Annotated in this window: 32 protein-coding genes and 3 tRNA genes; 21 read left to right on the top strand and 14 right to left on the bottom strand. The window is 72.4% G+C overall.

The genetic code is table 11. From position 1 onward, the window contains the following. The 4 genes from E1294_RS28745 to E1294_RS28760 form a co-directional block, all read right to left on the bottom strand. The coding region (locus E1294_RS28745) for a serine/threonine-protein kinase (protein ID WP_132513476.1) at positions 1–943 on the bottom strand (943 nt) is incomplete at its 3' end. 39 nt (positions 944–982) lie between these two features. After that, positions 983–1,825 (bottom strand): aminotransferase class IV, encoded by an 843-nt coding sequence (locus E1294_RS28750; protein ID WP_220447988.1) that lies wholly within the window; start codon positions 1,823–1,825, stop codon positions 983–985. A 1-nt stretch (position 1,826) separates the two neighbouring features. Next, entirely contained in the window at positions 1,827–2,837 is a 1,011-nt protein-coding gene (locus E1294_RS28755; RefSeq protein ID WP_132513478.1) for a chorismate-binding protein, read from the bottom strand. After that, complete coding sequence (locus tag E1294_RS28760) at positions 2,804–3,721, bottom strand: LysR family transcriptional regulator (RefSeq protein WP_165977524.1); 918 nt, start codon at positions 3,719–3,721, stop codon at positions 2,804–2,806. Before E1294_RS28760 ends, E1294_RS28755 begins: the two co-directional genes overlap by 34 nt. A gap of 57 nt (positions 3,722–3,778) precedes the next feature. On the opposite strand from E1294_RS28760, the gene E1294_RS28765 reads away from it, so the two are divergent. Further along, positions 3,779–4,957: a Rid family hydrolase gene (locus E1294_RS28765; RefSeq protein ID WP_132513480.1), complete on the top strand. Its 1,179-nt coding sequence runs from the start codon at positions 3,779–3,781 to the stop codon at positions 4,955–4,957. On the opposite strand, the gene hutH is transcribed toward E1294_RS28765, so the two are convergent. From hutH to E1294_RS28780, 3 genes are read right to left on the bottom strand one after another with little or no spacing between them, the layout of a single operon-like run. After that, complete coding sequence (hutH, locus tag E1294_RS28770) at positions 4,949–6,499, bottom strand: histidine ammonia-lyase (RefSeq protein ID WP_132513482.1); 1,551 nt, start codon at positions 6,497–6,499, stop codon at positions 4,949–4,951. The two genes, E1294_RS28765 and hutH, sit on opposite strands and share 9 nt — an antisense overlap. Before the next feature lie 16 nt (positions 6,500–6,515). After that, on the bottom strand, positions 6,516–7,223 hold the full coding sequence (locus tag E1294_RS28775; protein WP_132513484.1) for an ArsR/SmtB family transcription factor: 708 nt from the start codon (positions 7,221–7,223) through the stop codon (positions 6,516–6,518). Between the two features lie 49 nt (positions 7,224–7,272). After that, the gene (locus E1294_RS28780; RefSeq protein WP_246083344.1) at positions 7,273–7,824 is read right to left on the bottom strand and encodes a hemerythrin domain-containing protein; all 552 of its coding nucleotides are present in this window, start codon (positions 7,822–7,824) and stop codon (positions 7,273–7,275) included. Between the two features lie 112 nt (positions 7,825–7,936). Here E1294_RS28780 and E1294_RS28785 point away from each other — a divergent pair, with 112 nt between their 5' ends. From E1294_RS28785 to E1294_RS28825, 9 genes are all read left to right on the top strand, one after another. After that, positions 7,937–9,136 carry a hypothetical protein gene (locus E1294_RS28785; protein ID WP_132513486.1) on the top strand — a complete coding sequence of 400 codons (1,200 nt, stop codon included), beginning with the start codon at positions 7,937–7,939 and terminating at the stop codon, positions 9,134–9,136. Positions 9,137–9,162: 26 nt separating this feature from the next. Further along, positions 9,163–9,888, top strand: a complete 726-nt coding sequence (locus tag E1294_RS28790; protein WP_132513488.1) for an SDR family NAD(P)-dependent oxidoreductase — start codon at positions 9,163–9,165, stop codon at positions 9,886–9,888. 80 nt (positions 9,889–9,968) lie between these two features. Continuing rightward, positions 9,969–10,040 (top strand) — tRNA-Gly (locus E1294_RS28795). A 14-nt stretch (positions 10,041–10,054) separates the two neighbouring features. Then, positions 10,055–10,125 (top strand) — tRNA-Cys (locus E1294_RS28800). A gap of 10 nt (positions 10,126–10,135) precedes the next feature. Beyond that, positions 10,136–10,210, top strand: a tRNA-Val gene (locus E1294_RS28805). A 37-nt stretch (positions 10,211–10,247) separates the two neighbouring features. Continuing rightward, entirely contained in the window at positions 10,248–10,733 is a 486-nt protein-coding gene (locus E1294_RS28810; protein WP_220447989.1) for a nuclear transport factor 2 family protein, read from the top strand. Positions 10,734–10,834: 101 nt separating this feature from the next. Then, entirely contained in the window at positions 10,835–11,302 is a 468-nt protein-coding gene (locus tag E1294_RS28815; RefSeq protein ID WP_132513490.1) for a hypothetical protein, read from the top strand. A gap of 226 nt (positions 11,303–11,528) precedes the next feature. Then, a complete protein-coding gene (locus tag E1294_RS28820) occupies positions 11,529–12,623 on the top strand; it encodes an LLM class flavin-dependent oxidoreductase (RefSeq protein WP_132513552.1) in 1,095 nt (364 codons plus the stop codon). 48 nt (positions 12,624–12,671) lie between these two features. After that, complete coding sequence (locus E1294_RS28825; RefSeq protein ID WP_220447990.1) at positions 12,672–13,301, top strand: FMN reductase; 630 nt, start codon at positions 12,672–12,674, stop codon at positions 13,299–13,301. Positions 13,302–13,344: 43 nt separating this feature from the next. Here the strand turns inward: E1294_RS28825 and E1294_RS28830 are convergent, their stop codons facing one another. Next, positions 13,345–14,253 (bottom strand): NHL repeat-containing protein, encoded by a 909-nt coding sequence (locus E1294_RS28830; RefSeq protein ID WP_132513494.1) that lies wholly within the window; start codon positions 14,251–14,253, stop codon positions 13,345–13,347. Positions 14,254–14,408: 155 nt separating this feature from the next. Here E1294_RS28830 and E1294_RS28835 point away from each other — a divergent pair, with 155 nt between their 5' ends. From E1294_RS28835 to E1294_RS28850, 4 genes are all read left to right on the top strand, one after another. Beyond that, complete coding sequence (locus E1294_RS28835; RefSeq protein WP_132513496.1) at positions 14,409–14,987, top strand: hypothetical protein; 579 nt, start codon at positions 14,409–14,411, stop codon at positions 14,985–14,987. Between the two features lie 28 nt (positions 14,988–15,015). Then, complete coding sequence (locus tag E1294_RS28840; protein ID WP_132513498.1) at positions 15,016–15,621, top strand: cyclodeaminase/cyclohydrolase family protein; 606 nt, start codon at positions 15,016–15,018, stop codon at positions 15,619–15,621. Further along, positions 15,618–16,445: a bifunctional 5,10-methylenetetrahydrofolate dehydrogenase/5,10-methenyltetrahydrofolate cyclohydrolase gene (locus E1294_RS28845; protein WP_132513500.1), complete on the top strand. Its 828-nt coding sequence runs from the start codon at positions 15,618–15,620 to the stop codon at positions 16,443–16,445. The genes E1294_RS28840 and E1294_RS28845 overlap by 4 nt, the downstream gene beginning before the upstream one ends. Positions 16,446–16,623: 178 nt before the next feature. Further along, positions 16,624–17,352 carry a type 1 glutamine amidotransferase gene (locus E1294_RS28850; protein WP_132513502.1) on the top strand — a complete coding sequence of 243 codons (729 nt, stop codon included), beginning with the start codon at positions 16,624–16,626 and terminating at the stop codon, positions 17,350–17,352. Here the strand turns inward: E1294_RS28850 and E1294_RS28855 are convergent. Both E1294_RS28855 and E1294_RS54785 read right to left on the bottom strand, forming a co-directional pair. Next, entirely contained in the window at positions 17,321–18,061 is a 741-nt protein-coding gene (locus tag E1294_RS28855) for a sulfite exporter TauE/SafE family protein (RefSeq protein WP_246083345.1), read from the bottom strand. The genes E1294_RS28850 and E1294_RS28855 overlap by 32 nt on opposite strands. Before the next feature lie 164 nt (positions 18,062–18,225). Further along, the gene (locus tag E1294_RS54785) at positions 18,226–19,518 is read right to left on the bottom strand and encodes an alpha/beta hydrolase family protein (protein WP_220447991.1); all 1,293 of its coding nucleotides are present in this window, start codon (positions 19,516–19,518) and stop codon (positions 18,226–18,228) included. A 53-nt stretch (positions 19,519–19,571) separates the two neighbouring features. On the opposite strand from E1294_RS54785, the gene E1294_RS28865 reads away from it, so the two are divergent. Then, positions 19,572–20,231 carry an endonuclease V gene (locus tag E1294_RS28865; RefSeq protein ID WP_132513504.1) on the top strand — a complete coding sequence of 220 codons (660 nt, stop codon included), beginning with the start codon at positions 19,572–19,574 and terminating at the stop codon, positions 20,229–20,231. A 316-nt stretch (positions 20,232–20,547) separates the two neighbouring features. Here E1294_RS28865 and E1294_RS28870 read toward each other — a convergent pair whose 3' ends face one another. Then, positions 20,548–20,919: a hypothetical protein gene (locus tag E1294_RS28870; protein ID WP_132513506.1), complete on the bottom strand. Its 372-nt coding sequence runs from the start codon at positions 20,917–20,919 to the stop codon at positions 20,548–20,550. Positions 20,920–21,023: 104 nt separating this feature from the next. Then, on the bottom strand, positions 21,024–21,857 hold the full coding sequence (locus E1294_RS28875) for an NADPH-dependent F420 reductase (protein ID WP_132513508.1): 834 nt from the start codon (positions 21,855–21,857) through the stop codon (positions 21,024–21,026). A 29-nt stretch (positions 21,858–21,886) separates the two neighbouring features. Between E1294_RS28875 and E1294_RS28880 the strand changes: the two genes are divergently transcribed. From E1294_RS28880 to E1294_RS28895, 5 genes are all read left to right on the top strand, one after another. After that, positions 21,887–22,291 carry a winged helix-turn-helix transcriptional regulator gene (locus tag E1294_RS28880; RefSeq protein WP_132513510.1) on the top strand — a complete coding sequence of 135 codons (405 nt, stop codon included), beginning with the start codon at positions 21,887–21,889 and terminating at the stop codon, positions 22,289–22,291. Between the two features lie 80 nt (positions 22,292–22,371). Continuing rightward, positions 22,372–22,581 carry a hypothetical protein gene (locus tag E1294_RS28885; protein ID WP_132513512.1) on the top strand — a complete coding sequence of 70 codons (210 nt, stop codon included), beginning with the start codon at positions 22,372–22,374 and terminating at the stop codon, positions 22,579–22,581. Positions 22,582–22,658: 77 nt separating this feature from the next. Further along, the gene (locus tag E1294_RS53030; RefSeq protein WP_165977525.1) at positions 22,659–22,802 is read left to right on the top strand and encodes a hypothetical protein; all 144 of its coding nucleotides are present in this window, start codon (positions 22,659–22,661) and stop codon (positions 22,800–22,802) included. A gap of 50 nt (positions 22,803–22,852) precedes the next feature. Continuing rightward, entirely contained in the window at positions 22,853–23,410 is a 558-nt protein-coding gene (locus E1294_RS28890) for a TIGR00645 family protein (RefSeq protein ID WP_132513558.1), read from the top strand. Between the two features lie 52 nt (positions 23,411–23,462). Then, positions 23,463–23,819 (top strand): hypothetical protein, encoded by a 357-nt coding sequence (locus E1294_RS28895; RefSeq protein WP_132513514.1) that lies wholly within the window; start codon positions 23,463–23,465, stop codon positions 23,817–23,819. A gap of 158 nt (positions 23,820–23,977) precedes the next feature. Here the strand turns inward: E1294_RS28895 and E1294_RS28900 are convergent, their stop codons facing one another. Then, positions 23,978–24,781 (bottom strand): Cof-type HAD-IIB family hydrolase, encoded by an 804-nt coding sequence (locus E1294_RS28900; protein WP_246083346.1) that lies wholly within the window; start codon positions 24,779–24,781, stop codon positions 23,978–23,980. 147 nt (positions 24,782–24,928) lie between these two features. Between E1294_RS28900 and E1294_RS28905 the strand changes: the two genes are divergently transcribed. Next, positions 24,929–25,288 (top strand): hypothetical protein, encoded by a 360-nt coding sequence (locus tag E1294_RS28905; protein WP_220447993.1) that lies wholly within the window; start codon positions 24,929–24,931, stop codon positions 25,286–25,288. On the opposite strand, the gene E1294_RS28910 is transcribed toward E1294_RS28905, so the two are convergent. Further along, complete coding sequence (locus E1294_RS28910; RefSeq protein WP_132513516.1) at positions 25,210–25,686, bottom strand: DUF2283 domain-containing protein; 477 nt, start codon at positions 25,684–25,686, stop codon at positions 25,210–25,212. The genes E1294_RS28905 and E1294_RS28910 overlap by 79 nt on opposite strands. Between the last annotated feature and the right edge of the window lie 50 nt (positions 25,687–25,736).

Below are 25,736 nucleotides of genomic sequence, written 5' to 3' on the forward strand. Positions count from 1 at the left end.
GATCACCGGCAGGGCCCGCCCCGCCAGCCTGGTCACCGGTCGTGTCCCGCGCTTCGGATGCGAGCGCGCCGGCGACGGAGTCCGCCGGGGCGTGCCCTTCGGGTGTGCCGCGGGAGCCGTCGGGGGCGCGGCTCTCCGGTGCGGGCGCGGCGCCCGCACCGGCCGGGTCCGGGGGCTCGCCGAGGAGCTCCAGCAGGACCGTACGGGCGCCGGGCCGGGCGGCCGGATCCTTGGCCAGGCAGCGCGCCACGATCCCGCGCAGCGGCTCGGGCAGGCCGCCGAGGGAGGGCTCGCCGTGCAGGATCCGGTACGCCACCGCCGCGAACGTGTCGCGCCCGAACGGCGGCTCCCCCGTCGCCGCGAACGTCATGGTCGAGCCCCACGCGAACATGTCGGCCGCGGGCCCGACGGTGTCACCGGACAGCTGCTCGGGCGACATGTACGGGGGCGTCCCCGAGGAGGCGCCCTGCGTCGCGGTGGCGTCCACCAGCCGGGCGATGCCGAAGTCGATCACCCGCGGCCCGTCGGGCCCCAGCAGCACGTTGCCGGGTTTGAAGTCCCGGTGCACCACGCCGGCCCGGTGGATGGCGGCCAGGGCGGTGACGGTGCCGATGGCCAGCCGGGTCAGCGCCGCGCCACGCACCGGCCCGGCCGTCGCGAGGGCGGGTCCGTCGATGTACTCGGCGGCGACGTAGGGAGGATCGTGGTCGAGGTCGGCCACGAGCACGCGCGCGGTGCAGAACTCGTCGACCATGCGCGCGGCGGCGAGCTCGCGGGCGAAGGCCCGGTCGATCCCGCCGGTCATCACCTTGACGGCCGCCTGGCCGGAACCGGGCGACTCGCCCAGGTAGACGATGCCCTGCCCGCCCTGGCCGAGACGGCCCACGATGCGGAACTCTCCCACCGCCTCGGGATCTCCAGGGCGGAGCGGATCGACTGCCACGTATGCCTCACACGATCAGTTGTGAGGCATGACCCTAGCTCATGGGTCGAGGTCGGCGGCAGAGCGTTCGGCGAAGATCCGCATGGCCTTGGTGGTGATCGGACCGGGTGCGACGGGCAGTTCGGTGTCGTCGACCCGCCTGATCGGCTGCACGTCGCGGGTGGTGGAGGTGAGGAAGGCCTCCTCGGCTTCGTAGAGGGCAGACACCGGGATGTCGGCCTCTTCCGCTCCACACCATTCGAGCACCAGCGCCCTGGTGACGCCGGCCAGGCAGCCGGACTTCAGGGTGGGGGTGAGCAGGCGGCCGTCGCGCACGACGAAGATGTTGGAGCCGGTGCCCTCGCAGAGGTCGCCCGCGAGGTTGCCGAAGACGGCCTCGCCGCCGCCGCGCTTCTTGGCGTGCAGCAGGGCCTTGGCGTTGTCGCCGTAGGACGTGCTCTTGACGCCGGCCAGGGCGCCGCGCTCGTTGCGCGGCCACGGGACGACGGTGACGTCGGCGGTGGCCGGGAACGGCTTCTGCTCGCCGACGATGACGACGGACGTGGTGCCCTGGTCGCCGCGGTCGGAGCCGAGCGGGCCAGGGCCGCTGGTGTAGGTGACGCGGATGCGGCCGAGCGGCCAGGCGGGCCCGTTCGTCGCCGCGGCGGCCAGGACCTTGCCGATGCCGTCGGCGATGGCCTCGACGTCGGGCTCGGGCAGGTCCATGCGCTGGGCCGAGAGCGTGAGCCGGTCGAGGTGCCGGGTGAGCGCGAACGACTCGCCATTGACGATCTTGATGGTCTCGAAGACGCCGTCGCCCACCATCAGCCCGTGGTCGAACACCGACACGGTGGCCTGAGCGGGGTCGATCAGCTCCCCGTTGACCCAGACAGGGATGTTCACTTCAGTCTCCTCCTGTGGATGCCAGTGCGATGAGCCTGGCTGCCTTGAGCTCGGTCTCGTGCCATTCGCGCCCGGGGTCGCTGCCCCAGGTGATGCCCGCGCCCGTGCCGAACCGGATCTCGCCGCCCGAGAGCCAGAACGTCCTGATGCCCACGGCCAGCGCCGCCGTGCGCCGGTCGGCATCGACCCAGCCCACGGCCCCACAGTACGGCCCCCGGGGTGCTGGTTCGAGCTCATTGATGATGCGGACCGCCGACGACTTCGGCGCGCCCGTGACGGACCCGGGCGGGAACGTCGCGGCGAACAGCTCGGGCCAGCCCGCGCCCGGGGCCAGGCTGGCCCTGACGGTGGAGACGAGGTGGACGAGGCCGGGGTGCTCCTCGATCGCGCACAGCGCGGGCACCTCGACGGATCCGACGTCGGCAACCCTGCCGAGGTCGTTGCGGACGAGGTCGACGATCATGACGTTCTCGGCGTAGTCCTTCTCCAGCAGGTCGGCCGCGGTGACGCCGGTGCCCTTGATGGGCCGGGACTCCACGACGTCGCCGTCGCGCGACAGGTAGAGCTCGGGCGAGGCCGACACCACGCTCAGCCCGGGCACCTGGATCACCGCGGCGTACGGCGCCGGGTTGCCGGCCGCCAGGCGGGCGGCCAGCGCGAGCGGGTCGGCGCCGGGCGGGGCGGGCGCCGACAGGATCCGGCAGAGATTGGCCTGGTAGACCTCGCCCTGCTCGATGTAGGCGCGGATCGCCCGCACGCCGCTCTCGTAGGCGGCGCGGTCGAGCGAGCTGCGCCACCCGCCGGGGCGGGGCCCGTCCCAGGGGCGGGCCGGCGCAGGCAGGCTCGCTTCGCGCACCCGGTCGAACCGGGCGCACGTCACCTTGCCCTCGTAGTCGACGACGACGGCCCACCAGCCCTCGCCGTCGAGAGCGGCGAGGTCTGTGGTCACGTCGCGCAACTCCGTCGCGAGCACGCCTCCTAAGTGGGCGTATCCGTCGTGCACATCTGCCATTCTCCCAGCATCCCGGCCAGCTCCAGCGCGGCGGGCAGCGGGGGGTCGGGCAGGGCCGCGTACACCTTGCGCGCGGGCGCCATGCCCCGCAGCGGCCGCAGCACCAGGTCGCGCGGCACGCCCCCGGCGGCCAGCTCGGGCACCAGCGTCACGCCCAGCCCGGCGGCGACGAAGCCGAACTTGCCCGACCACTCGGCCACCCGCAGCCCGGTGCGCGGCGTGAACCCGGCCGCCGCGCACGCCGTCACCAGGAGGGTGGGCTGCCCGCGCGGGGCCGCCTCGATCCAGCTCTCCCCGGCCAGGTCGCGCAGGTCGACGTCGTGCTCGGCGGCCAGCCGGTGGTCTCCGGGCAGCGCGACGAGCAGCCGGTCGTCCAGCAGCGGCACCGTCCTGGCCACGCCGGCGGGCAGCCCGGACGGGTAGTCGCTGATCACGGCCACATCCAGCGTCCCGGCGCGCAGCCCGTCGGCCAGCCGCGAGCTGAGCCCTTCTGTCAGCCGCAGATCGACGCCCGGGTGACGGTCGGCGAACCGCCTGAGCGTGCCGGGCACGAGGCCGACGTTGGCGGTGGCGAACGCGCCCACCCGCAGGACGCCGCCCCGCCCGGCGTGGATGGCGGCCAGGTCCTCGCCCGCCCGCTGGAGCCGGTCGAGCACGGCGACGGCGTGGCGGTGCAGCGCCGCGCCCGCGGGCGTCAGGCGTACGCCCCGGGCCAGGCGCTCGAAGAGCGGCCCTCCTGCGGCACGTTCCAGCGCGGCGACACGGCGGGAGACCGCCGACTGGGTGTAGCCGAACAACTCGGCGGCGGCGGTGAACGAGCCGCTCCTGGCGACCTCGTCGAAGAGCCGCAGCGTGGCGGCGTCAAAGGCATTCGTGTCAAGCATGGCTGATATGCAATCTAGTCGGTGGTGGAATGCCTCGTGTCCGGGTTCACTGAGCGCATGATTGCTTTTCTCGGACAGGGGCGCATGGGAGCGCCGATGGCCCGGCGGCTCGTGGCGGCCGGGCACGAGGTGCGGACGTGGCGGCGCGGGAGCGGTGTCACGGCCGCCGCGGCGGTGGACGGGGCCGGCCTGGTCATCACGATGCTGAGCGACCCGGCCGCGGTGCGTGAGGTGGTGACGGCGGCGCTGCCGGGGCTGCGCCCCGGCGCGACCGTGGTGGAGATGTCGACGATCGGCCCGGAGGCGGTGCGCGAGCTGCGCGCGCTGCTGCCGGCGGAGGTGGGGCTGGTGGACGCGCCCGTGCTGGGCAGCGTGGGCCCCGCCGCCTCCGGAACCCTCACGGTGCTGGCCGGCGGCGACGTGTCCGGGTGCCGCGACGTGCTGTCGGTGTTCGGGCCGGTCAGGGAGCTCGGGCCGCTGGGGGCGGGCGCGGCCATGAAGATCGCCGTCATGAGCGCGCTCGTGCCCGTCCAGGTGCTGCTGGCGGAGACGTTCGCGTACGCCGGGGCGCACGGCGTGGACCGCGACACACTCGTCGGCGTGCTGGCGGACACCCCGCTGGGCATGGCGGCCGAGCGGCTGAGGGCTCCGTCGGCGCAAACCCGTTACTCCCTGACCCACGCCACCAAGGACCTGGAGCTGGCCGCGTGGGAGGGCGCCTCGATGAGCGCGGCCGCCAGGACGCGGCTGCAGGAGGCGCGGGCCGCAGGCCTCGGCGAGCGGGACGTGACCACCGTCGTGGAGCACGTCGCGGGCCCCGCGGCCGGATCCGGCGGCCCCGCGCGGCGGGCCGTGCCGCTCAACCTGCCGGCCATCCCGGCCACGAACGGCATGTACTCGCACGCCGTCCGCGCCGGCGACACGCTCTACGTCTCCGGCCAGGCCGCGTTCGACGAGCGAGGGAACATCGTCGGCGAGGGCTCCATGACGGCCCAGGCCGAGCACGTGTTCCAGGTCGTGGCCCGCATCCTCGCCGATCAGGGAGCGACGTTCGACGACGTCGCGTTCATCAGGACGTACCTGACGGACATGGACGACCGCGTCGCGTACGGGCAGGTGCGCAGGAAGTACATCACCGGCACGCCTCCGGCCAGCACGACCGTCGAGGTGTCGAAGTTGTTCATGCCGGGGCTGCTGCTGGAGGTGGACCTGATCGTCGCCCTGCCGTCACGCTAGGGGGCCGGTCGCCGACTCGGCGGCGGCCACCACGCCGCCGTCGGCGACCAGGCGCACGGCGGAATCGATCTCCGGCGCGAGGAACCGGTCGGGTCCGGGGGCGGGGACGGTCTCGCGCAGCGCGCCGAGCACGGCCGCCGTCGCGGGCGCGGGCTCCAGCGGGGCCCGCAGGTCGAGGGCGCGGGCGGCGGTGAGCACCTCGACGGCCAGCACGCGGGTCAGCCCGTCCACGGACCTGCGCAGCTTGCGCGCGGCCGACCAGCCCATGGAGACGTGGTCCTCCTGCATGGCCGAGCTGGGGATGGAGTCGACGCTGGCCGGCACGGCCAGCCGCTTGAGCTCGGAGACGATGGCGGCCTGGGTGTACTGGGCGATCATGTGGCCGGAGTCGACGCCGGGGTCGTGGGCCAGGAACGCAGGCAGCCCGTGGTTGCGGGCCACGTCGAGGAACCGGTCGGTACGCCGTTCGGACATCGAGGCCAGGTCGGCGGCCACGACGGCCAGGAAGTCCAGCACGTACGCGATCGGGGCGCCGTGGAAGTTGCCGTTGGACTCGACGCGGCCGTCGGCCAGCACGGCGGGGTTGTCGACGGCGCTGGCCAGCTCCCATCCGGCAACGGTGGCGGCGTGCGCGATGGTGTCGCGGGCGGCGCCGGCGACCTGGGGTGCGCAGCGCAGGGAGTAGGCGTCCTGGACGCGGGTGCAGGCCTCCGGGTCGCGATGGCTCGCCATGATGCCGGAGTTATGGAGAATTTTCGTCATATTGGCGGCGGACAGGGCCTGGCCCGGGTGCGGCCGCAGCGCCTGCAGCTCGGGCGCGAACACCCGGTCGGTGCCCAGTAGCGCCTCCACGCTCATCGCGGCGCTCACGTCGGCGGTCCTGACCAGCCTGGTGAGGTCGTCGATGGCCAGGATCAGCATGCCCAGCATGCCGTCGGTGCCGTTGATGAGCGCCAGGCCCTCCTTGGCGACCAGCTCGACGGGGTCGATCCTGGCCTGCTTGAGCGCCTCGGCGGCCGGCAGTTGCGCGCCGGAGGAGTCGCGTACGACGCCCTCGCCCATCAGCGTGAGCGCGACGTGCGCCAGCGGCGCCAGGTCACCGGAGCAGCCGAGGCTGCCGTATTCGTGCACGACCGGCGTGATGCCCGCGCTGATGAGCGCGGCCAGGGTCTTCGCCGTGACCGGTCTGATGCCGGTGTGGCCGGTGGCCAGCGTGTGCAGGCGCAGCAACATGAGCGCGCGCACGACCTCGGTCTCGACCTCGGGCCCGCTGCCGGCCGCGTGCGAGCGCACCAGGGAGCGCTGGAGCTGGGCGCGCAGCGCCGGGTCGATGTGCCGCGTGGCCAGCGCCCCGAAGCCCGTCGAGATGCCGTACGCCGGCGTCGGGCTCTCGGCCAGCTCGTCGACCCGCTGGCGGGCGGCGGCCATGGCGGCGACCGCGTCGTCGGTGAGGCGCACCGGGGCGCCGTGGCGGGCCACCTGGATGACGTCGTCGAAAGTGAAGGGCTCAGGGCCGACGTTCACGACTCTGTTGTCGCGCATGATCTCCCTCTCGCTGCTAGGTAACCGGCGTACCCGATGTTAGCTCCTTACCAGTGAACAGAGCCGACAGCCCCTCCCTGCCCTCGTCGGTGAGGACGACGGCTCGGGGCACGGCGCCCCGGCGGAACCAGCCGCGCTCCAGCAGCACTCCCGTGATCGCCGCCCCGAGCGCGCCGCCCAGATGTGCCCTGCGCTCGGTCCAGTCGAGGCATTCAGGGGCGAAACGCCTCCTGGATCCGCGCGCGCCGGCCACGTCCACGCCGAGACCCGACAGCAGCCGCTCCCCCGCGTCCGTGAGGTCGTGCGCGGCGTAGTAGCCGCCTTCCCTCAGCCCGTCCAGCAGGGCCACGCCCGCCCGCCCTGCCAGGTGGTCGTAGCAGGTGCGGGCCTCCTCCAGCAGGCGGGCCTGCCGGGACTGGCGCAGCGAGCGCACGGGCGGGCGCCCGCTGATCCTGGCCAGCGTCTCCAGCACCTCGGCCACCTCGTGACCGGCCAGCCGGTAGTAGCGGTGGCGGCCCTGGCGCACGACGTCCACGAGCCCGCCGTCGAGCAGCCTTGCCAGGTGGGCGCTCGCGGTGGCGGCGCTCACTCCGGAGATCCTGGCCAGCTCCCCCGCCGCCAGCGCGCGCCCGCCGAGCAGCGCCGTGAGCATGGCGGCCCTGCTCGGATCCGCGATGAGCGAGGCGACGGGCGCGACGTCGGCATCACGTGCGATGTGCTCCATGCCTGCGACGCTAGTACGACGACATTTCGCCCAGCGTCGAAAGGTGCCGTCAACGCCTGCCGAGGGCCTTGCCGATCATGTCCCGGGCCCGGTCCATCAACGCCAGGGGCGTCCCCATCAGCACGTTCCTGGCGACGGACTCCGTGCCGGGGTGCGGGCGCACGGGCGCCAGGGCCTCCGCCGCCCGTACCGCCGCCGCCATGGCCCGCCGCTCGGCCATGGAGGTGTGCGCCCGCAGCTTGACGAACTCGTACCGCTCCTCGCTGCGCGCGTGCGCGGTCACCGCCGTGCGCAGCTCAGCCAGCCGGTCCCAGAATCTCGGGTGGTCCACCCCGTCGTCGTGCAGCTCGACGAGGAGCCGCTTGGCGCGGTTCTCTTCCTGCAGCCGGTCGGCCACCACGCCCTGGCCGTTGTCGAGCTTCCTGCGCGCGTAAGGGTGCACGATCTCCTCCTCCGCGGTCTCGTGCACGCACAACATGCGCGTCAGCCGGTCGAACGCATCCTCGACCTTGTCCGGAGGCGCCTTCTCCACCTCGTCGAACAGGTCTCTGATGCGGCCGTGCTGGGCCATCAGGAGATCGATGACATCGTGTTCACCCACGAGTGCGCCCTACCCCGGCTGCCCGGCGGGCACGCGCGCCCTTACCGAACGCGGGCGGTTCGGGGACCGAACGCGGAGGTTGCCAGGTCAGGCCACGGGTACGCGCTGCGGCATGGCCTTCGACCCACTGCAGGAGCGGGGCGTCCCGCTGGACGAGCAGGTGCGTGACTGGCGCGAGCTGGACGTCACGCCCATCGACGCCGACCGCTGCGATCCGTACACGCGGTGCCGGATCATCACGATGAACGGCATCGAGGTGGAGGCGATGATGTTCAGCCATCATCTGGCCCGGCACTGCCGGGATCAGGAGATCAGGCGGCAGCTCGCTCGTGTGCGTTATATCGAGGCGCAGCAGCAGAAGGCGGTCAACTGGCTGCTGCCGGGATCGGCGTCGGTGCTGGAGACGACGATCGCGTACGAGCAGGTCGCCGTCGACCTGACCGCCTGGGTGGCCCGGATGGAGCCGGACGCGTATCTGAAGCAGGCCTACGAGTTCGGCGTGCTGGAGGACTTCGACCATCTCTACCGCTACGCCAACCTCTACGAGATGATCGAGCACCGCAAGGCCGAGAAGATCGTCGACCAGCTCACCGAGGTCATGCCCGGCCGGCCGACCTGCCTGCACCACCGCGACCCCGCCGACAACGTACGCGAGCCCTACGACCGGCGCAGGACCGAGCCGCTGTCGAGACTGCACGCGCTGACCATCATGTCGGCCGAGCAGCAGACCATGAACTTCTACATGAACGTCGGCCCCATGTACATGGAGCCCATCGCCCGGCGGCTCTACCAGGAGATCGGCCTCATCGAGGAGGAACACGTCACCCACTACGAGTCGCTGGTCGACCCCGGCGAGAGCTGGTGGGAGATGCTGCTCAACCACGAGTACAACGAGTGCTACCTGTATCACTCGTTCATGGAGACCGAGTCCGACCCCAAGGTGAAGAACATCTGGGAGCTGCACCTCAACATGGAGCTGGAACACCTGCGGCTGGCGGCCGAGCTGTTCAAGCGGCACGACGGCCGCGACCCCGACCAGGTGCTCGCGCCCGCGCTGCCGCCGCCGGTGACGTTCGAGCCGAACAAGGGCTACGTGCGCGATCTCCTCGCCACCCAGATCGACCACACCACCCTGGGCACCGGCTACGTACGGGAGGCCCACGAGCGGTTCTCGAAGATGCAGGAGGCGATCATGGGCGGCGAGAAACCGCCGTCGGAGGAGGTCGTCGACGACAACCGGGCCATCTCCGGCCTGGAGTACCGCCTGGAGATCGAAGGGCCGCATCCCGGAGGCCTTCAGCTCAGGCGATAGAGGGCCAGGCCGCTAGAGTCGGGCCCATGGCATCAGTCGCCCTCGTCACCGGCGCGTCGCGCGGCCTCGGAGCCGTCATCGCACGCAGGCTCGCTGCCGACGGCCTGGCCGTCGCCGTCAACTACCACTCCCACGGCGCCGGCGCCCGGCAGGTCGTCTCCGCCGTCCAGGAGGCGGGCGGCACCGCCGAGGCGTTCGCCGCCGACGTCACCGACGAGGCCGCCGTCACGGGCCTGGTGGCCGCCGTCACCGAACGGCTGGGCCCGGTGGACGTGCTGGTGGCCAACGCGACCGGCCCGCAGCCCTCCGTCGCCGTCGAGGACCTCACCTGGCAGTCGCAGCTCGACCAGCTGACGTTCTTCGTCAAGAGCCCCACGCTGCTCGTGCGGGCGGTGCTCCCCGGGATGAAGGAACGCGGGGGCGGCCGCGTCATCCAGATCGGCTCCGACATCGTCGACCGCAAGCTGCCCGGCATGTCCGCCTACATCGCCGCCAAGGGCGCCCAGCACGCAATGACCCTGGCGTGGGCCCGCGAGCTCGGCCCGTACGGCGTCACGGTCAACATCGTCGCCCCCGGCTGGATCCCGGTCGAGCGGCACGCGGGACTCGACGCGAGCGGCTATCGCGCCGAGGTGCCGCTGGGCCGGTTGGGCACGCCCGGCGACGTGGCGGCGGCGGTGTCCTACCTCGCCTCCGACGGCGCCGCCTTCGTCACCGGGCAATGCCTCACCGTCAACGGCGGCCACACCTGACCTGGGCGGGCCTGCTCAGTTTGGGGACTCGGCCGGGATTCGCTAGAGTTCTCTCGTCGCCCGGCGCGAGCGGGGTGTACGCGGAAGTGGCTCAGTGGTAGAGCATCACCTTGCCAAGGTGAGGGTCGCGGGTTCGAATCCCGTCTTCCGCTCGGAGTTTGGGCTCGGTGGCGTGGCCGAGAGGCGAGGCAGCGGCCTGCAAAGCCGTCGACACGGGTTCAAATCCCGTCGCCACCTCACAACGCAAGGACGATTAGCTCAGCGGGAGAGCGCTTCCCTGACACGGAAGAGGTCACTGGTTCAATCCCAGTATCGTCCACCAGCAGATCAACCCCAGGTCCGAGACCTGGGGTTTTTCCATGACGCTGGCCATCGGACTCGTCCGGCGCGACGATCACCTCATGGACACGCAGGAGATCGCCGACCACCTCGAGATCACCGGCCTGCTGGCCCGCTACTCCCACGCGCTCGACTCCGGGCAATGGCACCTGCTCGACGAGGTGTTCACCCCCGACGCCGTGATCGACTACACCTCGGCGGGCGGCATCAGGGGCACCCGCGACGAGGTCACGGCCTGGCTGGCCGGCGTGCTGGCGCACTGGCCCGGCAGGCTGCACCTGATCGGCGCCCCGAGCATCGACGTCCGTGACGGCGAGGCCCGCGTGAGCGCGCCCTTCACCGACACCCTCGCCCCCACGAAGGACCTCGTGGCGGCGGGCTCTCAGGCGGCGGCAGGGGGTTTCCTGCACGGCGGCGGCTGGTACCACCACCGCATGCGCCGCACGCCCGGCGGCTGGCGCAGCGTGGAGCTGGTGGAGGAGCAGAGCTGGCGCATCGCCCGCTGAGCTCGGACGTGTCACATCGTCGCGGCGTCATTCGTCTTGTTGGTTAACCGAAGGTCGAACCGAGCGCCGTCGCTCCCGTCCCGCACGCGAGGTGAATCCCCTTGCCATCCACCCCGGACGCTTCCCACGCCGATCCCGCGGCCTGGCGGATCGCCGTCGACGCCAGCGAGGGGCTGGTGTCGGCGGGCACGCGGCTCCTGCACGCGCTGCCAGCCTTCCACGGCTCATTCTACCTGCGTCCGGCGGGGTCGCTGGCGGGTTTCGCGCTGAGCTTCCCGCTGCCGGCGCGGCACCGGGACGAGCTGGTGTGGGAGGCGGTGGAGCTCGGCTCGGGCGGGTCCCCGCGGGAGATCACCGGGCAGGGTTCCCTGCGACTCGGGCGGCGGCTCGCCTTCGCTCCCGTGTCGGGCCGGTGCGTGGAGGTGCCCGGAGGCCGCTACGGCCGCCCCTACCTGAAGATCGTGCTGACGACGCGGTTGCCGCTCGCCCTGCGCTGGCCGCCGTCCGCCTGGCGCCGGCTGCGGCCGGCCACGCTCCGGTTGTTCACCGAGATCCGCCCGGAGCGGTGACCGGCCACCGGACGCCGGCTTGAACCGTAGCTCCGAGGCGCCGCCCTTCGCCAGGGTGGCCGGATCGTCGTCCGGCCGCTCCATCCCGTCCTGCGGAGGGTCTTGTCCGCGGCCGGCGTGATCCGCCCAGGGCTCCTCGCGGAAGATGACCGATGATGGAATATCGGGACGGGCTTCGGCGCTCCCTCTATCGTCAAAGTTTCAACAGTCATGGACGGTGACTAAAGTGCAGTTCGGGATCTTCAGCGTGGGCGACGTGACCACCGACCCCACCACGGGCCGGACGCCGACCGAGCACGAGCGCATCAAGGCGATGGTGGCGATCGCGCTCAAGGCCGAGGAGGTCGGTCTCGACGTGTTCGCGACGGGTGAGCACCACAACCCGCCCTTCGTGCCGTCCTCGCCGACCACCATGCTCGGCTACATCGCGGCCAGGACCGAGCGCCTGACGCTGTCCACCGCCACCACGCTGATCACCACCAACGACCCGGTGAAGATCGCCGAGGACTACGCCATGCTGCAGCACCTGGCGGACGGCCGGGTGGACCTCATGATGGGCCGGGGCAACACCGGGCCGGTCTACCCGTGGTTCGGCCAGGACATCCGGCAGGGCATCCCGCTGGCCATCGAGAACTACGCGCTGCTGCACCGGCTGTGGCGCGAGGACGTCGTCGACTGGGAGGGCCGCTTCCGCACGCCGCTGCAGGGCTTCACTTCGACGCCGCGCCCGCTCGACGGAGTGCCGCCGTTCGTGTGGCACGGCTCGATCCGCACCCCCGAGATCGCCGAGCAGGCCGCCTACTACGGCGACGGCTTCTTCGCCAACAACATCTTCTGGCCGAAGGAGCACTTCATACGCCTGATCAACCTCTACCGGCAGCGCTACGCCCACTACGGTCACGGCACGCCCGAGCAGGCCATCGTCGGACTGGGCGGCCAGGTGTTCATGCGGAGGAACTCGCAGGACGCGGTGCGGGAGTTCCGCCCGTACTTCGACAACGCCCCCGTGTACGGCCACGGGCCGTCGCTGGAGGAGTTCACCGCGGAGACGCCGCTCACGGTGGGCAGCCCGCAGCAGGTCATCGACAGGACGCTGGAGTTCAGGGAGCACTTCGGCGACTACCAGCGGCAGCTGTTCCTCATGGACCACGCGGGTCTGCCGCTGAAGACGGTGCTGGAGCAGATGGACCTCCTCGGCGAGGAGGTCGTGCCGGTGCTGCGCGAGGAGTTCGCCAAGGGCCGCCCCGCCGAGGTGCCCGACGCCCCGACCCACGCCTCCCTGCTCGCGGCGAGGGACTCCGGCGCACCCGTCACCGCCTGACCCCGGCACCGCCCCCTGACCGCAGGACACCTGGAAGGACTGACGCACATGAAGCTCGCCATCGTCACGGCCGGCCTGACGCAGCCCTCCTCCACCCGCCTGCTCGCCGACCGCCTCGCCAAGGCGGCGCGCCGGCGGCTGGAGGAGCGGGAGGAGCCGGTGGACGTACGCGTGATCGAGCTGCGCGAGCTGGCCGTGGACGTCGCCGGCGCCTTCGTGGCCGGCTTCCCCAACGCCAGGCTGCGGGCGGCGATCGAGGAGGTGACGGAGGCCGACGGGCTCATCGCGGTCACGCCGATCTTCAGCGGCTCGTACAGCGGCCTGTTCAAGAGCTTCTTCGACGTGATCGACAACACCGCGCTGGAGGGCAAGCCCGTGCTCATCGCGGCCACCGGCGGCACCGCCCGCCACTCGCTGGCGCTGGAGCACGCGCTGCGGCCGCTGTTCACCTACCTGCGCGCGATCGTCGTCCCGACGGCCGTCTACGCGGCGTCGGAGGACTGGGGCGGCGGTGGCGACGCCTTCACCGACGGCCTCGGCGAGCGCGTCGCCCGCGCGGCGGGCGAGCTGGCCGGGCTCCTGGAGCACCGCGCGCCCCGGCGGGACGACGCCGAGGAGGTCGTCCCGTTCGAGCAGCAGCTCGCGGCCCTGCGCCCGGCGAACGGCGAGGTCCGCTGACGACCGCGGGAGCGCGGACCGGCCACGCCCCCCGCGGCCCCTCTCAGCGTTTGACGGCGACCACCGTGTAGGGGGTCTCCGGGGTCGGCGTCGTGGTGAAGCGGGCGTTGGGCAGGTAGAGCCGGTGGCCGTAGGCGGCGACCGTCGTGGGCACGTCGAAGCGGGGGTCGGTCAGCCGCTTGACGAGCTTGCCGGACGAGGCGTCGCGGGCCAGCTTGATGGCGGCGACCGTGTTGGCCCGGTTCAGCACGGCGTACAAGGTGCGGCCTGACAGGAGCAGGCCGTCGCCGTTGGTGAGTTCCTCACCGCCCAGGTCCACCTCTGTGGTGACGCCGGAGGACGCGTCGGCCTCGAACAGTTTGCCGGTGTTCGACTGGACGATCAGCAGTGACCTGTGGTCGGGGCTGGGGGCGATGCCGTTGGCGTTGATGCCGGTGCCGTACTCGATGTCGCCCTTGAGCGGGATCTTGACCGCCTTGGCGGGGAGCGCGCCGCCGCGCCCGAGGTCCAGCTTGTAGAGCACCGGGTTGGTGGAGTCGGTGAAGTAGGCGGCGCCGCGGGTGAGGATGACGTCGTTGACGAACGACTCGCCGGTGGCCAGCGTGTACGACTTGATCACCTTGCCCGTGCGCAGGTCGATCACCCGGGCGTCGCCGCCCGTCCCACCGGCCACGAACAGCCGCCGCCCGTCCGTCTTGAGACCGAGCGACGGCGTGCCCGGCCCCTTGCTGACGACGGACCCCTTCCCGGTACGCAGGTCGGCCCGGTAGATGTCACCGGTCGCGCGGGAGCCGAAGTAGGCGTACGGGCCCGGCCCGATGGCGATGCCCTCGGGCTGGAACCCCTCAGGCAGGCCGAACGTGCTGGGCTTGCCCGTGGCCTGCGCGGGGACGCCGCCCACGAGGAGGACGGCCAGGGCGCCGAGTGCGGTCTTCAGGATCGCGGATCTCATGCGGCCCACGATGCCCGCGCGCGCGAAGGCGGGCAACGGCCGCAGGCGTCCTTCACAGCGATTTCGCAGGGACGGCCAAGGAGGACTACGGGCCCCTCACGCGGACGGATCTCGCACGGTAGCTTGGGACAGAGCCGAACAAACGGGGTTTTAACATGTCAAACGGTGCCCGTCATGCTCTCGGAGTGGTCGCCGGGCTGCTCCTGCCTCCGCTGATCCTCGCCGGACTGTCGTTCGGAGTCGGCGAGTTCACGACGCGGTCGAGGGTCGCGTACGAGCTCTCCTGGCTCGGGCTGGCCGTCATCGCCGTGTCGGCGATCGCGCTCGCCTTCCTGGTCGGCTCCCGCCTGTCGCCGGTGGCGTCGCTGCTCGGCGGCCTCATGTTCACCGCGCTGGGCGTACTGCCCGTCCTGGAGATGGTCACCCAACAGCGGCTCCTGCCGACAGGGTGGCTGCCCGGCGTCGTCGGGATCGGCTACCAGACCCTGGCCCACTCGTGCCTGCTGCTCTTCCTCGGCATCACGGTGCTGGTCGTCTCCATGTTCCCGTCGAGGTGGCGGGCCACCCACCGCCGGCCGCCTCCCGACCACCACCTCGAGTACGGCCCCGAACACGGTCACGAACACGGTCACGCGTACGGCCCCGCCCAGGCGCCGTACCCGCCGCAGGGCGGACCCGCATACCCGTCGCAGAGCGGCCCCGAGGACGCCACGCGGCCGATGTTCCGCGAGTGAGCCAGGCCGGGCCTGGCAGAATGCCGGCATGCGCGACTCTAAGATCGTCGACTTCCTGGCCGAGCTGGCCGACAGGGTGCCCGCGCCCGGAGGCGGCGCGACCGCGGCCCTGCACGCGGCGCAGGCCGCCGCGCTGCTCGGCATGGTGGCCCGCTACACCACCGGCGAGAAGTACGCCGACCACGCCGCCACCGTCGCCGGCGCGATCGCCGAGACCGACACCCTGCGAGGACAGGCGCTGAAGCTGGCCGAAGAGGACGCCGCAGCCTTCACCGCGGTCACCGACGCCTACCGCCTGCCCAAGGGAGAGGAGCGCAGCGCCGCCATCGCCAGGGCGCTGGCCGCCGCCGCCGAGCCGCCCGCCCGCGTGGCCGAGACGGCCACGCGCGCCGTCGGGCTGTGCGAGCTGCTGCTGCCCATCGCCAACCGCAACCTCGTCACCGACGTGGCCGCCGCCGCGGACGCCGCGCGCGCCGCGCTCTCCACCGCCAGGGTGAACGTCGAGGTCAACCTGGGCGGCATCGAGGACGAGCGGGCACGCCGGGAGCTGACCGGCCGCCTGTCCGGCGTCGACGCGGCCATGGCGAGAGCCGACGCGGTGACCGCCTCCGTACGCGAGGAGATCAACCCGTGAAGACGCTGCCGGGCAAGGAACTGGCCGCCGCCATCCGCGCCCAGACGCAGACCGAGGCGGCCGCCGGCCCGCAACCGCGCCTGGCCGTGGTGGTGGCCACGGCGGACGAGGCGAGCCTGTGGTACGTCCGCTCGATCGCCAAGGCGGCGGCCGGCGTGGGCATCGCCTGCGACCTGGTCGACCTGGGCCCCGGTGCGACTCTCGACCAGATCGGCGAGACGCTGGCCCGGCTCAGCGCCGACGCCAACGTGCATGCCGTGATGCTGCAGACGCCCCTGCCCGAGGGCTCATCGGCGCAGGAGCCGGCCGGCGCGATCGACCCGCGCAAGGACGTCGACGGCGCCAACCCGCTCTCGCTCGGCCGGCTGGCGGCGGGGCTGCCCGCGTTCCCGCCCGCCACGGCCGCCGCCGTGATGGCGCTGCTCGACCACTACGAGGTGGAGCTGGAGGGTCGGCGTACCGTGGTGGTCGGCCGGTCGACCGTGGTGGGCAAGCCGCTGGCGCACCTGCTGCTCGACCGGAACGCCACCGTCACCGTCTGCCACTCGCGCACCCGCGACCTGGCCTCCGTCACCTCCACGGCCGACGTGCTGATCGCCGCGGCGGGCCGGGCCGGGTTGATCGGCGCCGCGCACGTCGCGCCCGGCGCGGTGGTGATCGACGTCGGCACCAACCCCACCGAGGGCGGCGGGCTGACCGGCGACGTCGCCTCCGACGAGGTCGCGGGCGTGGCGGGCGCGCTCACCCCGGTGCCCGGCGGCGTGGGGCCGGTGACGACCGCCCTCCTGCTCCGCCACACCGCCAGGGCCGCGAACCTGCCGTGACCCCGGTATCCCCGCCGCGTCCGCCCGTGACCGTCCGTGTCGTCCGTGTCGTCCGTGACCGTCCGTGTCGTCCGTGTCGTGCCAGGTCGTCCGTGTCCGGCCAGGTCGTGTCCCGCCGGCGCGCACCGGTGCCCGGCCCGTTCCGCCCCATGTTCGCGAACCCCAGCGGAGGCCCACGATGGGTGATGTCCTGATCGTCCAGAACAGCCGCAGCGGCGGCCCCGGCCGCGTGGGCGGGTGGCTTGAGGACGCCGGGCTGAAGCTCGACGTCGTCCTCGCCCACGACGGCGCTCCCCTGCCCGGCCGCCTGGAGCACGACGCCATGATCGTGCTGGGCGGGGGCTACCTGCCCAGCGAGGACGACAGGGCGCCGTGGCTGGCGGGCACCCGGCGGCTGGCGGCCCAGGCGCTGGCGGACGGCGTGCCGTTCTTCGGGATCTGCCTGGGCGGCCAGCTCATCGCCGAGGTGGCGGGAGGCGTGGTGACCGGCGACACCGGGGCGCCCGAGAACGGCAGCGTCCCGGTCACGATCCGGCCGGAGGCCGCCACCGACCCGCTCTTCCACGACCTGCCCCCGGTGGTTCCTGCCGTCGAGCACCACAAGGACGCCGTCACCGAGCTGCCCGAGGGGGCCGTGCACCTGGCCGAGACGGCGGCGTGCCCGTATCAGGCGTTCCGGGTGGGCGAGCGGGCGTGGGGCGTGCAGTTCCATCCGGAGGTGACGCCCGCGCGCATCCGGGAATGGCGGGCCGAGGGGTTCGACCCCGACGAGATCTACGCGCGGGCGGTGGCGGACGAGCCGGTGTCCACGCCGATCTGGCGCCGGGTGACCGGCAGGTTCGCCGCGCTCGCGAAGGAACGGGCGGGCGCCCCGGTCAGGTCACGTACGTATCCCAGCCCAGCTTGATCGCCACGGCCAGCCCGCAGGCCGCCGCCAGGTAACGCAGCCCGGAGCCCGGCATCCTGCGGGCGATCTTGGGACCGGTCCATCCGCCGAGCAGGAACCCGGCCGCCAGCGGCACCGCCGCGCCCCAGTCCACGGGGCCGAACAGCGCGAACCCGAGCGCCGCCACCGCGTTCGCCAGCCCGGACAACACGTTCTTCATCGCGTTGAGCTTGGCTGCGGGCTGGGCGAACGTGGCGGCCAGCACGGCGAACACCAGCAGGCCGCCGGCCGCGCCGAAATAGCCGACATAGATCGTCACGGCGAACAACCCCACCCGCGCCGCCAGCCCGTGCTCGCCGCGCGCCCGGCCGGACGGCGGGCGGGCCAGCAGCAGCGAGGCCATCGCGATCAGCCACGGCGCGATCAGCTCGAACGTCTCGGCCGGGGTCACCAGCAGCAGGAACGCGCCCGTCGCGCCGCCGATCGCGGCCACCGGGCCGAGCCGGAGCATCCGGCCGCCCTCACCGGCCAGCTCGGGCCGCGAGCCCGCCGCGGCGCCGATGCCGGTGAAGACCAGGGCGACGGTGTTGGTGACGTTCGCGGTCAGCGGGGGCAGGCCGAACGCCAGCAGCGCCGGATAGGAGACGATCGACGCGAGGCTCACGACCGTGCTCACCACGCCGGCCACCACACCGACGCCGAGCAGCCCGAGCACCTCTCCGACGATCACCTGGACATGCTAGGCGGTGTCCGGTTCGTCCCTTGCGGGCGGGTCACGGGGTTCGGGGCGCCGACCGTACACGACGACGCGGTGACCCCGGCGGGTCAGGGCACGCGGCCGACGGGCCGTTCCGTTGCGCACGGCGAGGCGCGGCCGATGCCAGGACGCCGCTCTCAGGCGAGCGCCGCCGTGATGGCCTCCGCCGCTGCCTGCCAGATCGAGGTGGTGGGAGTGATCACGTCGAAGTGGCCGCCGGGCGGTTCCAGGTACGTCACGTCGTCGCCGGCCCGTCGGGCGGCCTGGGCGTAGCGGCGGCCGAAGTCGATCAGGTCCAGGTCGTCGGCGGCACCCTGGACGATGAGCTGGGGCACACCGATCGGCACCCTGAGCAGTGGCGACCCGGCTCCGTACACGTCGGCGTCTCCGGACGGCCGTTCTCCGGGAGCGGCGGAGGGGCCGCCCATGGCGGCGGCGACGGCACCGGAGCTGAGCCACCGCCGGTCGCCCTCGACCAGGTCGAGCACGCCCGCGAGCGACACTGCCAGCGCGGCCCGCGCCCCGTCGGCCACCGCCCGCAGCGCCAGCTGGGCGCCGGCCGAGTGCCCGGCCACTGCCATGCGATCGAGGTCCAGATCGATCCCGAGGTCCAGCCCGGGGTTCGAGCCGGGATCGGAGCCTGGATTCGGACCGGGATTCGGGCCGAGGGCATCCCCACGATCACGCCCAGCACGATCGTCACGGTCATGGCCGGGGCCGCTCTCGCGGGCTGGGTTGTCGTCGTGGGCGGGGTTCCCGTGACCGTGGGCGTCGCGGGCGGTGTTCCCCGAGGGGCGGGGGCGAGGGGTGTGGAGCGTGGCCAGGCCGGTGGCGACGTCGGCGATGGTGGCGTGCCAGCCGTGCGTGTCGGGACGGCGGTATTCGAGGTTCCACACCGCGAACCCGCGCCCGGCCAGGTCGGCGCAGAGTGCCTCCATGAGGTCCGCGGCCCAGATCGAGCGCCAGTATCCGCCGTGAACCAGCGCCACGACCGGCGGCCTGGGCACGCCCTCCGGCACGTACAGATCACCCCATTGATCGCGGGACGGCCCGTAAGGGATCCTCAGGGGCGTGTGGCGTACCCGATGGAGGGCGTGCCGGATGCCCCAGCTCAGGCCGCTGAGCCCGCGCCCGTGCAGGTGGGACGCGCCCTCCCCCGGCTCGACACCGTCGGCCCGGTGCGCGTCGACCCAGACCACGGCCCCGAGCGGCCGTCCGATCAGGGCGCGCACCTCGGCCTCGGGCCCGGGGAGCACGACCGCCCCGTCCCTTACGAGCGACAGCAGATGAGAAGCGTCGCGGGCGTGGACGAGGGTGCCTCGCACGCCCAGGGCGGCGCATTCACGGCCGGCGATCTGCGCCAGCAGCGCCGCGTCCGCGACGACCCCCGGACCGACGATCACCGGCACGTCCACCGGAACTTCGCTCATGACGACCGACCCTACTCAACGATCTTCTGCCGCGACCGCGTACCTTGATCGGGATGCAGGTACGACGACTTCATCCATGGCCCTCCAGCGTCGCGGAGGCGGAGTCCATCCAGGACCGCCTGCGGGGGCACGTCGAGCTGACCGGCCCCACCGGATTCGCGCTGGTGGCGGGCCTGGACGTGCATTACCACGGCGACGACGCGGTGACGGCGGCCGTGGTCGTCCTCGACGGGAGCACGCTCGCGCCGGTGGAGCATGTGGTCGCCGAGGGGCGGGTGGCGTTCCCGTACGTGCCGGGATTGTTCGCCTTCCGCGAGCTGCCCGCGTTGATCGACGCCCTCCAACGGCTCACCGTGACCCCTGACCTGCTGGTCTGCGACGGGTACGGGCTGGCCCATCCGCGCGGGTTCGGGCTGGCCTGCCACCTGGGGGTGCTCACCGCGCTGCCGGCGCTGGGGGTGGGCAAGACGCCGTTCATCGGCACGCACGAGCCCCCCGGGCCGGAGCGCGGGGCGTGGACACCGATCGTGCACGAGGGCGCCACGGTCGGGCGGGCTCTGCGCACGCAACGAGGGGTCAAACCGGTGTACGTCTCCCAGGGCCACCGCATCTCCCTGGACACGGCCACCGACCAGGTTCTCCGCCTCACCGCCCGCTTCCGCCTCCCGGAGCCCATCCGCCACGCCGACCACCTGGCCCGCCACCCCTCCTGACCCGGGCCGCCCAGACCCGATTCCCCCGGTCCGGTGCTCCAAGGTGCCTGGTCCCGGGCGGCACGGAACCATCGCACGGTCCCGTCACCGCCGATGGGAGCATGACCCGGGTGCTCCGAGTCCCTGGATCCCGGACGCGCGAAAACGCCGCAGGGTCTCAGCACCCGGGCCGGACGCACGGCCCGCGTGCTGGGACCTGGCCGATGGGACCGGATGGCTCGCACCAGGTGCCCCGGCCGCGCGCGGGAACCGGGCGGGTGGATCCGGTCGGCCGCACCACGTGGACGGCACCACGTGGACGCGACCGGTGGGCGGGTCAGCGGCGCCAGGACCAGACCACGAGCCACACGCTGAGCCCGAAGAGCCCCATCGCGAGCGGCACGTGCGTCGTCACCGCCCCGGAGCCGCCCAGCATCGACTGGACGAACCCGAGCAGCAGGATCGCCAGGCTGGCCAGCGCGGGCCAGCCGGCTCCGCGACCAGGACGCCACACCAGCACGGCAACGATGAGCTGCACCAGCCCCAGCACGTGAACGACTAACGACCCCTGCCCGTGCAGGCCGGCGCCGGCGCCGCTCATCAGCTGCCCGGCCGTCACCCCCTGGGCGAGCACGGATGCCGCGTTGAGGATGGCGACGACCTTGAACGCGGTCATGTACCCGCTGCCCTTGGCGACCTCGGTTACCACTGGACTTCTCCTTCGGCCTCGTATGAAGGCCTCCAGGATTCTCCCTGGCGGCGCGCGCGGCATCCACCGGCCGTCGTCATCCCCGCTACGCCCCTCGTCGTACGTCAGCCCTGCCCGTGGGTGCCCGACGAGGCCAGCGGCGGCAGGATGGCCTGGGCGTCGGCGCCCCCGAACCACAGTCCGATCACGAACGCGGCGGTCGCCTCCAGGTGCATCGCCCGGTCGAGCCCTCCGCCGTTCAGCGGGGTGCAGCCGAGGTCGGCGACCAGCGTGCGGGCGGCGTCCATGGCGGCCGGGTCGTCGCCGCACAGCGGCACGGCCAGTGGCCGCCCGCCGAACACCGGTGGCGTCATCCGCCACACGTCCACGTGGCACAGGTTGAACGCCTTCACGACGTGACCTGCGGTGAGGTCGCGGATCAGGCGTGCGATCGGTCGCGTGGGGTCATAGAGGTCAGGAAAGGCAGCGTTGGTCACGTCGATGACGGGCTTGCCACGCATCGACGCCCCGGCGGCCTGGAGCACGTCCACGAGGCCCGCCTCCCTGACAGCCACCATCACAACCTCGCCGAACCGGGCCGCCTCCGCCCACGTCCCGGCCCGGACCTCCGCCTCCCCGGCGACCACCGCTCCTCCGGCCGACCCGGCGGATCCCTCTGCGGCGGGCCTCTGCCCGGTGGACAGGTCGGCGGAAGCCCCAGCGAACGCCTCCCCGCCGGACACCTCCGCGACCCTCCCGGCGACCGTCCCCGCGAACGACGCCTCTGCGGCCGCCGCCTCCGCTGCCGGTGTCCGTCCGGCCTGGGCACGCATCTTGCGGGCCCGTGCCGTGCTCCTGCCCGGGTCCCGCCCGCTGATCATGACTGCGTGGCCCGCCCTGGCCCACTGCGTGCCGAGGGCGTCCGCCATGCCGCCGGCGCCCAGGATCCCGATACGCATGTTCGTCCTCCATGAAGGGATTTGCTTGGATGACAACGGTAGGAATCCCGTCGCACACCATCTGGTGCCTAACGGAGGCTTCGTTGTTCCTCGCCGACTGTCAGGCCAGACTCGCCTTCGACCTGATCGCCAACACCTGGAGCGCGGTCGTCGTCTGGGCGCTTCGCCACGGCCCGCGCCGTCCGGGGCGGCTGCGGGAGGAGATCGGCGGCATCAGCCCGAAGGTCCTCACGGAGACGCTGCGCCGCCTGGAGTTCAACGGCCTGGTGGCGCGGCGCGCGTACGCCGAGGCGCCGCCCCGCGTGGAGTACGAGCTGACCGAGCTGGGCCGCAGCCTCCTGGGGCCGATCGAGGCGTTCGGCGTGTGGGCGTCCGACCACGCCGACGAGGTCATGGCCGCCCAGGATCTCCAATCCTCCGATCACTTCCTATAAGAAATCTTTAACCGAGAGTGACTTTCACACTACTCTGGGTGGCGTCAGCAATCGTTCGACACCCCTTCCCAGGAGGTTCGATGTTGTCCACCTCTCGGCGGATCACGCTCGCCGTGCTCGCCGCCGGCGGCCTGGCCCTGTCCGCCGCCCCCGCCGCCCATGCCGTCGTAGACCCCCTTCACCTGGGCACCTGCCTGCTCGAATCCACGGGCGAGCTCACCACTCTGGTCGATCCCGCGTCCCTGACCGTGCCGCCCGAGCTCCCGGCCGTCGGCTGCCTGCAGCCGTGACCGCCGCCGTCCCGGTCCATGCCCCGTCTTCCGGCAGCGCCCTGCGCGTGGGCGAAGAGCAGTAACAAGGAGTCCCGTTGAAGTTCGGTGTCCTGACGGTTGTCGCCGCCGCCGCGCTGGTGGCCGGCGCGTCCCCGATCCCCCTGGATCTGCTCGGCAACGGCTCCCCGCTCGTTGACGTGGAGACCGTGGTCCAGCACATCAACATCCTGACGTCATAGTGAGACTCGCGCAGGTGCCCGTGGCCGCGTCGCGTACGAGGTCACAGAAGATGCCGGAACGGGTCGGCTACGTCATGTTCCTGAGCCGGTGGATTCAGGCCCCGCTCTACGTCGGGTTGATCGCGGCCCAGATCGTTTACGTGTGGCGGTTCATGGCGGAGCTGATCCATCTGATCCATCTCGGGTTCGGCGGCACGCCGGCCGAGACCACGGTCATGCTGATCGTCCTCGGTCTCGTGGACGTCGTCATGATCTCCAACCTGCTGATCATGGTCATCATCGGCGGCTACGAGACGTTCGTCTCGCGGTTGCGCATCGAGGGCCATCCTGACCAGCCCCAGTGGCTTTCGCACGTCAACGCCAACGTGCTCAAGGTCAAGCTGGCCATGGCCATCATCGGCATCTCGTCCATCCACCTCCTCCAAATCTTCATCAACGCGGCCAGACCGGCCATCACCGACAGGGAGTTGCTATGGAAAACCCTGATCCACCTGACCTTCGTGGTCTCGGCGCTGGCGCTGGCGCTGATCGACCGGATGATGGAGGGCGGGCGGCCTCAGCACGACACCGGCGACGGCGTCAACCCCGCCGGCATGAAGGCCGCCTAGGCAGGCCGGCGCACCTCGCCGTGACGCGCTGGTGCCGAGGGTGGGGGTTCTGATGGGAACGAGGCGCTTCGTCGCCGCGGGGCTCGGGGCCGCGGTGGCGAGCATGCTGTTCCCGTACGCCGGGCACGCCGTGGTCGCGCCCCCGCCCACCGCGGCGAGCGCCCAGCCCCCGGAGCCCGCAACGGCCGCCGAGCCCGCCGAACCGGCCGAGCCGGCCGAACCCGCTGAGCCCGCCGAGCCGCCCGCGGCCTCCGGCCAGTCGCTCATCGGTGACGTGATCATCTTCAATGACGAGATCGTCGAGCCCGTATCCGCTCCGGTGACCACGTGCGGCGGGCTGATGCCCGTGCTCAGCACCTCACCCAGCACCTGCGACGGGGCCTCGCGCGTGTCCGACGACGACGCGTGATGCCGTACGTGCCCGCCCACGCCGGCGGGCGGGCACGTCACCGGCAGGCTCGTCCGGCAGGCTCGTCCGGCAGGCTCGTCCGGCAGGCTCGTCCGGCAGGCTCGTCCGGCAGGCTCGTCCGGCAGGCTCGTCCGGCAGGCTCGTCCGGCAGGGGCCGCTCAGCCGTAGAGATCTTCCAGCACCGCGGCCACGCCGTCCTCGTCGTTGGAGAGCGTGCGCCGCTCGATCGCCGCCAGCACCAGATGGTGCGCGTTCGCCATGGCGTAGCCGGCGCCCGCGTACGCGAGAACCGCCAGATCGTTGGGCATGTCGCCGAACGCCACCACCTCGCCGGCCTCGACGCCTCGCTCCCCGCAGAGCCGGTCGAGCGCGCCCGCCTTCGTCACCCCCGGCGCACTGATCTCGAGCAGCCCCTCGACGCCGGAATATGTCACCTCCGCCTGGCCCTCGACGGCCGCCACCACGGCGGTGAACATCTCGTCGGCGGTGTGCGCGGCGGACATGGCGAGCAGCTTGACGATGGGCTCGTTCTCGTCGAAAACCGATGTCACCTCGCGGTAGTGCGCGAGGTCGTGGCTGACCCGCCGGGTGTAGGCCACTTCGGTCAGCACGTTCCTGCCGGTCTCGACGGCGAGGCCGACGCCGGGGATGGCCTCGGCCAGGGTGGCGGCGACCTTTCTGGCCGCCTCGGGCGAGAGCGGATGGCTGTCGATGATCTCGTCGGCGGCCACGTCGTAGGTGACGGCTCCGTTGCTGCAGATCGCGATGCCGGTGACGCCGGTCTGCTCCGCGATCTCGCGGACGCCGCGCGGCGCCCTGGCGGTGACGAAGACGATCTCGGCACCGGCCGCGCGTGCGGACCGGAGAGCCTTCCTGGTGCGTGGGGTGATGGTGCCGGTGGAGGTGAGGAGGGTTCCGTCGAGGTCGGTGGCCACGATGCGCGGCGAGATCACGGTGCTCACCCCGGCGATTATCCCCGGCCGCGCACCCGCGTAGGGTACGTGGGTGTCCTCTCTCCCCCGCCCTGACGACCGGGTCGCCTCGGCCTGCCGGTTCGCGGTCGAGCTGGTCGCCTGGATCGCGACCCCGTGGGCCCTGGCCTCCTTCTCGTGCCACTGGCGGTGGTGTCCGCGGTGGTGCTGATCGCGTTGCCGACGCTCTTCTCCACCCCGGGCGACAAGCGCACCGTGATCGTCGCCGTGCCGGGTCACGTGACGATCGCGCTGGTCGTCCTGCACGTGGTGGCGGCCGTGGCGGCCGCATGGGCGGCCTGGCACGCGGCGGCCGCGGCGCTGGTCTCGGTGCTGGCCGTGGTGACGGTGGCGCTGGAGCTGCCGCGCTGGCGGTGGCTGCTGTCCCGTCGGTGGGCCTCGGGGGGACGCTTGTCCGATCAGAGCCGCAGCTCGGGCGGGAGCACCGCTGCCGCGTTGATGATCTCCAGACCGAGGATCTGCCCGGATTCGCCGTAATCGATGATGACGTCGTCGGCTTCGACCTGACGCACCGCCTCACCTGGTGACATTTCGTGCTTCATGGAGACGTAGGCGATGTCGTGTTCCTGATCCACGCTCACGTACACCGTCCGCGCCCGCCGGCCCGACGGCGCGTCGTCCCAGCTCAGCAGGCCCCCCTTGGCCTCGTGGGACCCGGCGAGCGCCGCCCGCACCGTGACCATCGCCAGCCCGATCGCCTCCAGCGAGTCGAACGCGGTGACCTTCCGCTCGTGCTCCCACCCGGCGAGCCCGTCGATGCGGTACGGGCACGACCACTCGCCCGCCGGCTCTTCGTACGGCAGGCCAAGAGTGACGACGACGTCACGCGGTGGATCGGTACGCAGCACCAGCACACGATGGGCGATCTCGTACATGTCTGCTGATCTACCCCTAAGGCCAAGCGAGGAAGACTCGGATCGCACAC

The organism is Nonomuraea diastatica, assembly GCF_004349015.1.
GTDB classification, from domain to species: Bacteria; Actinomycetota; Actinomycetes; order Streptosporangiales; family Streptosporangiaceae; genus Nonomuraea; species Nonomuraea diastatica.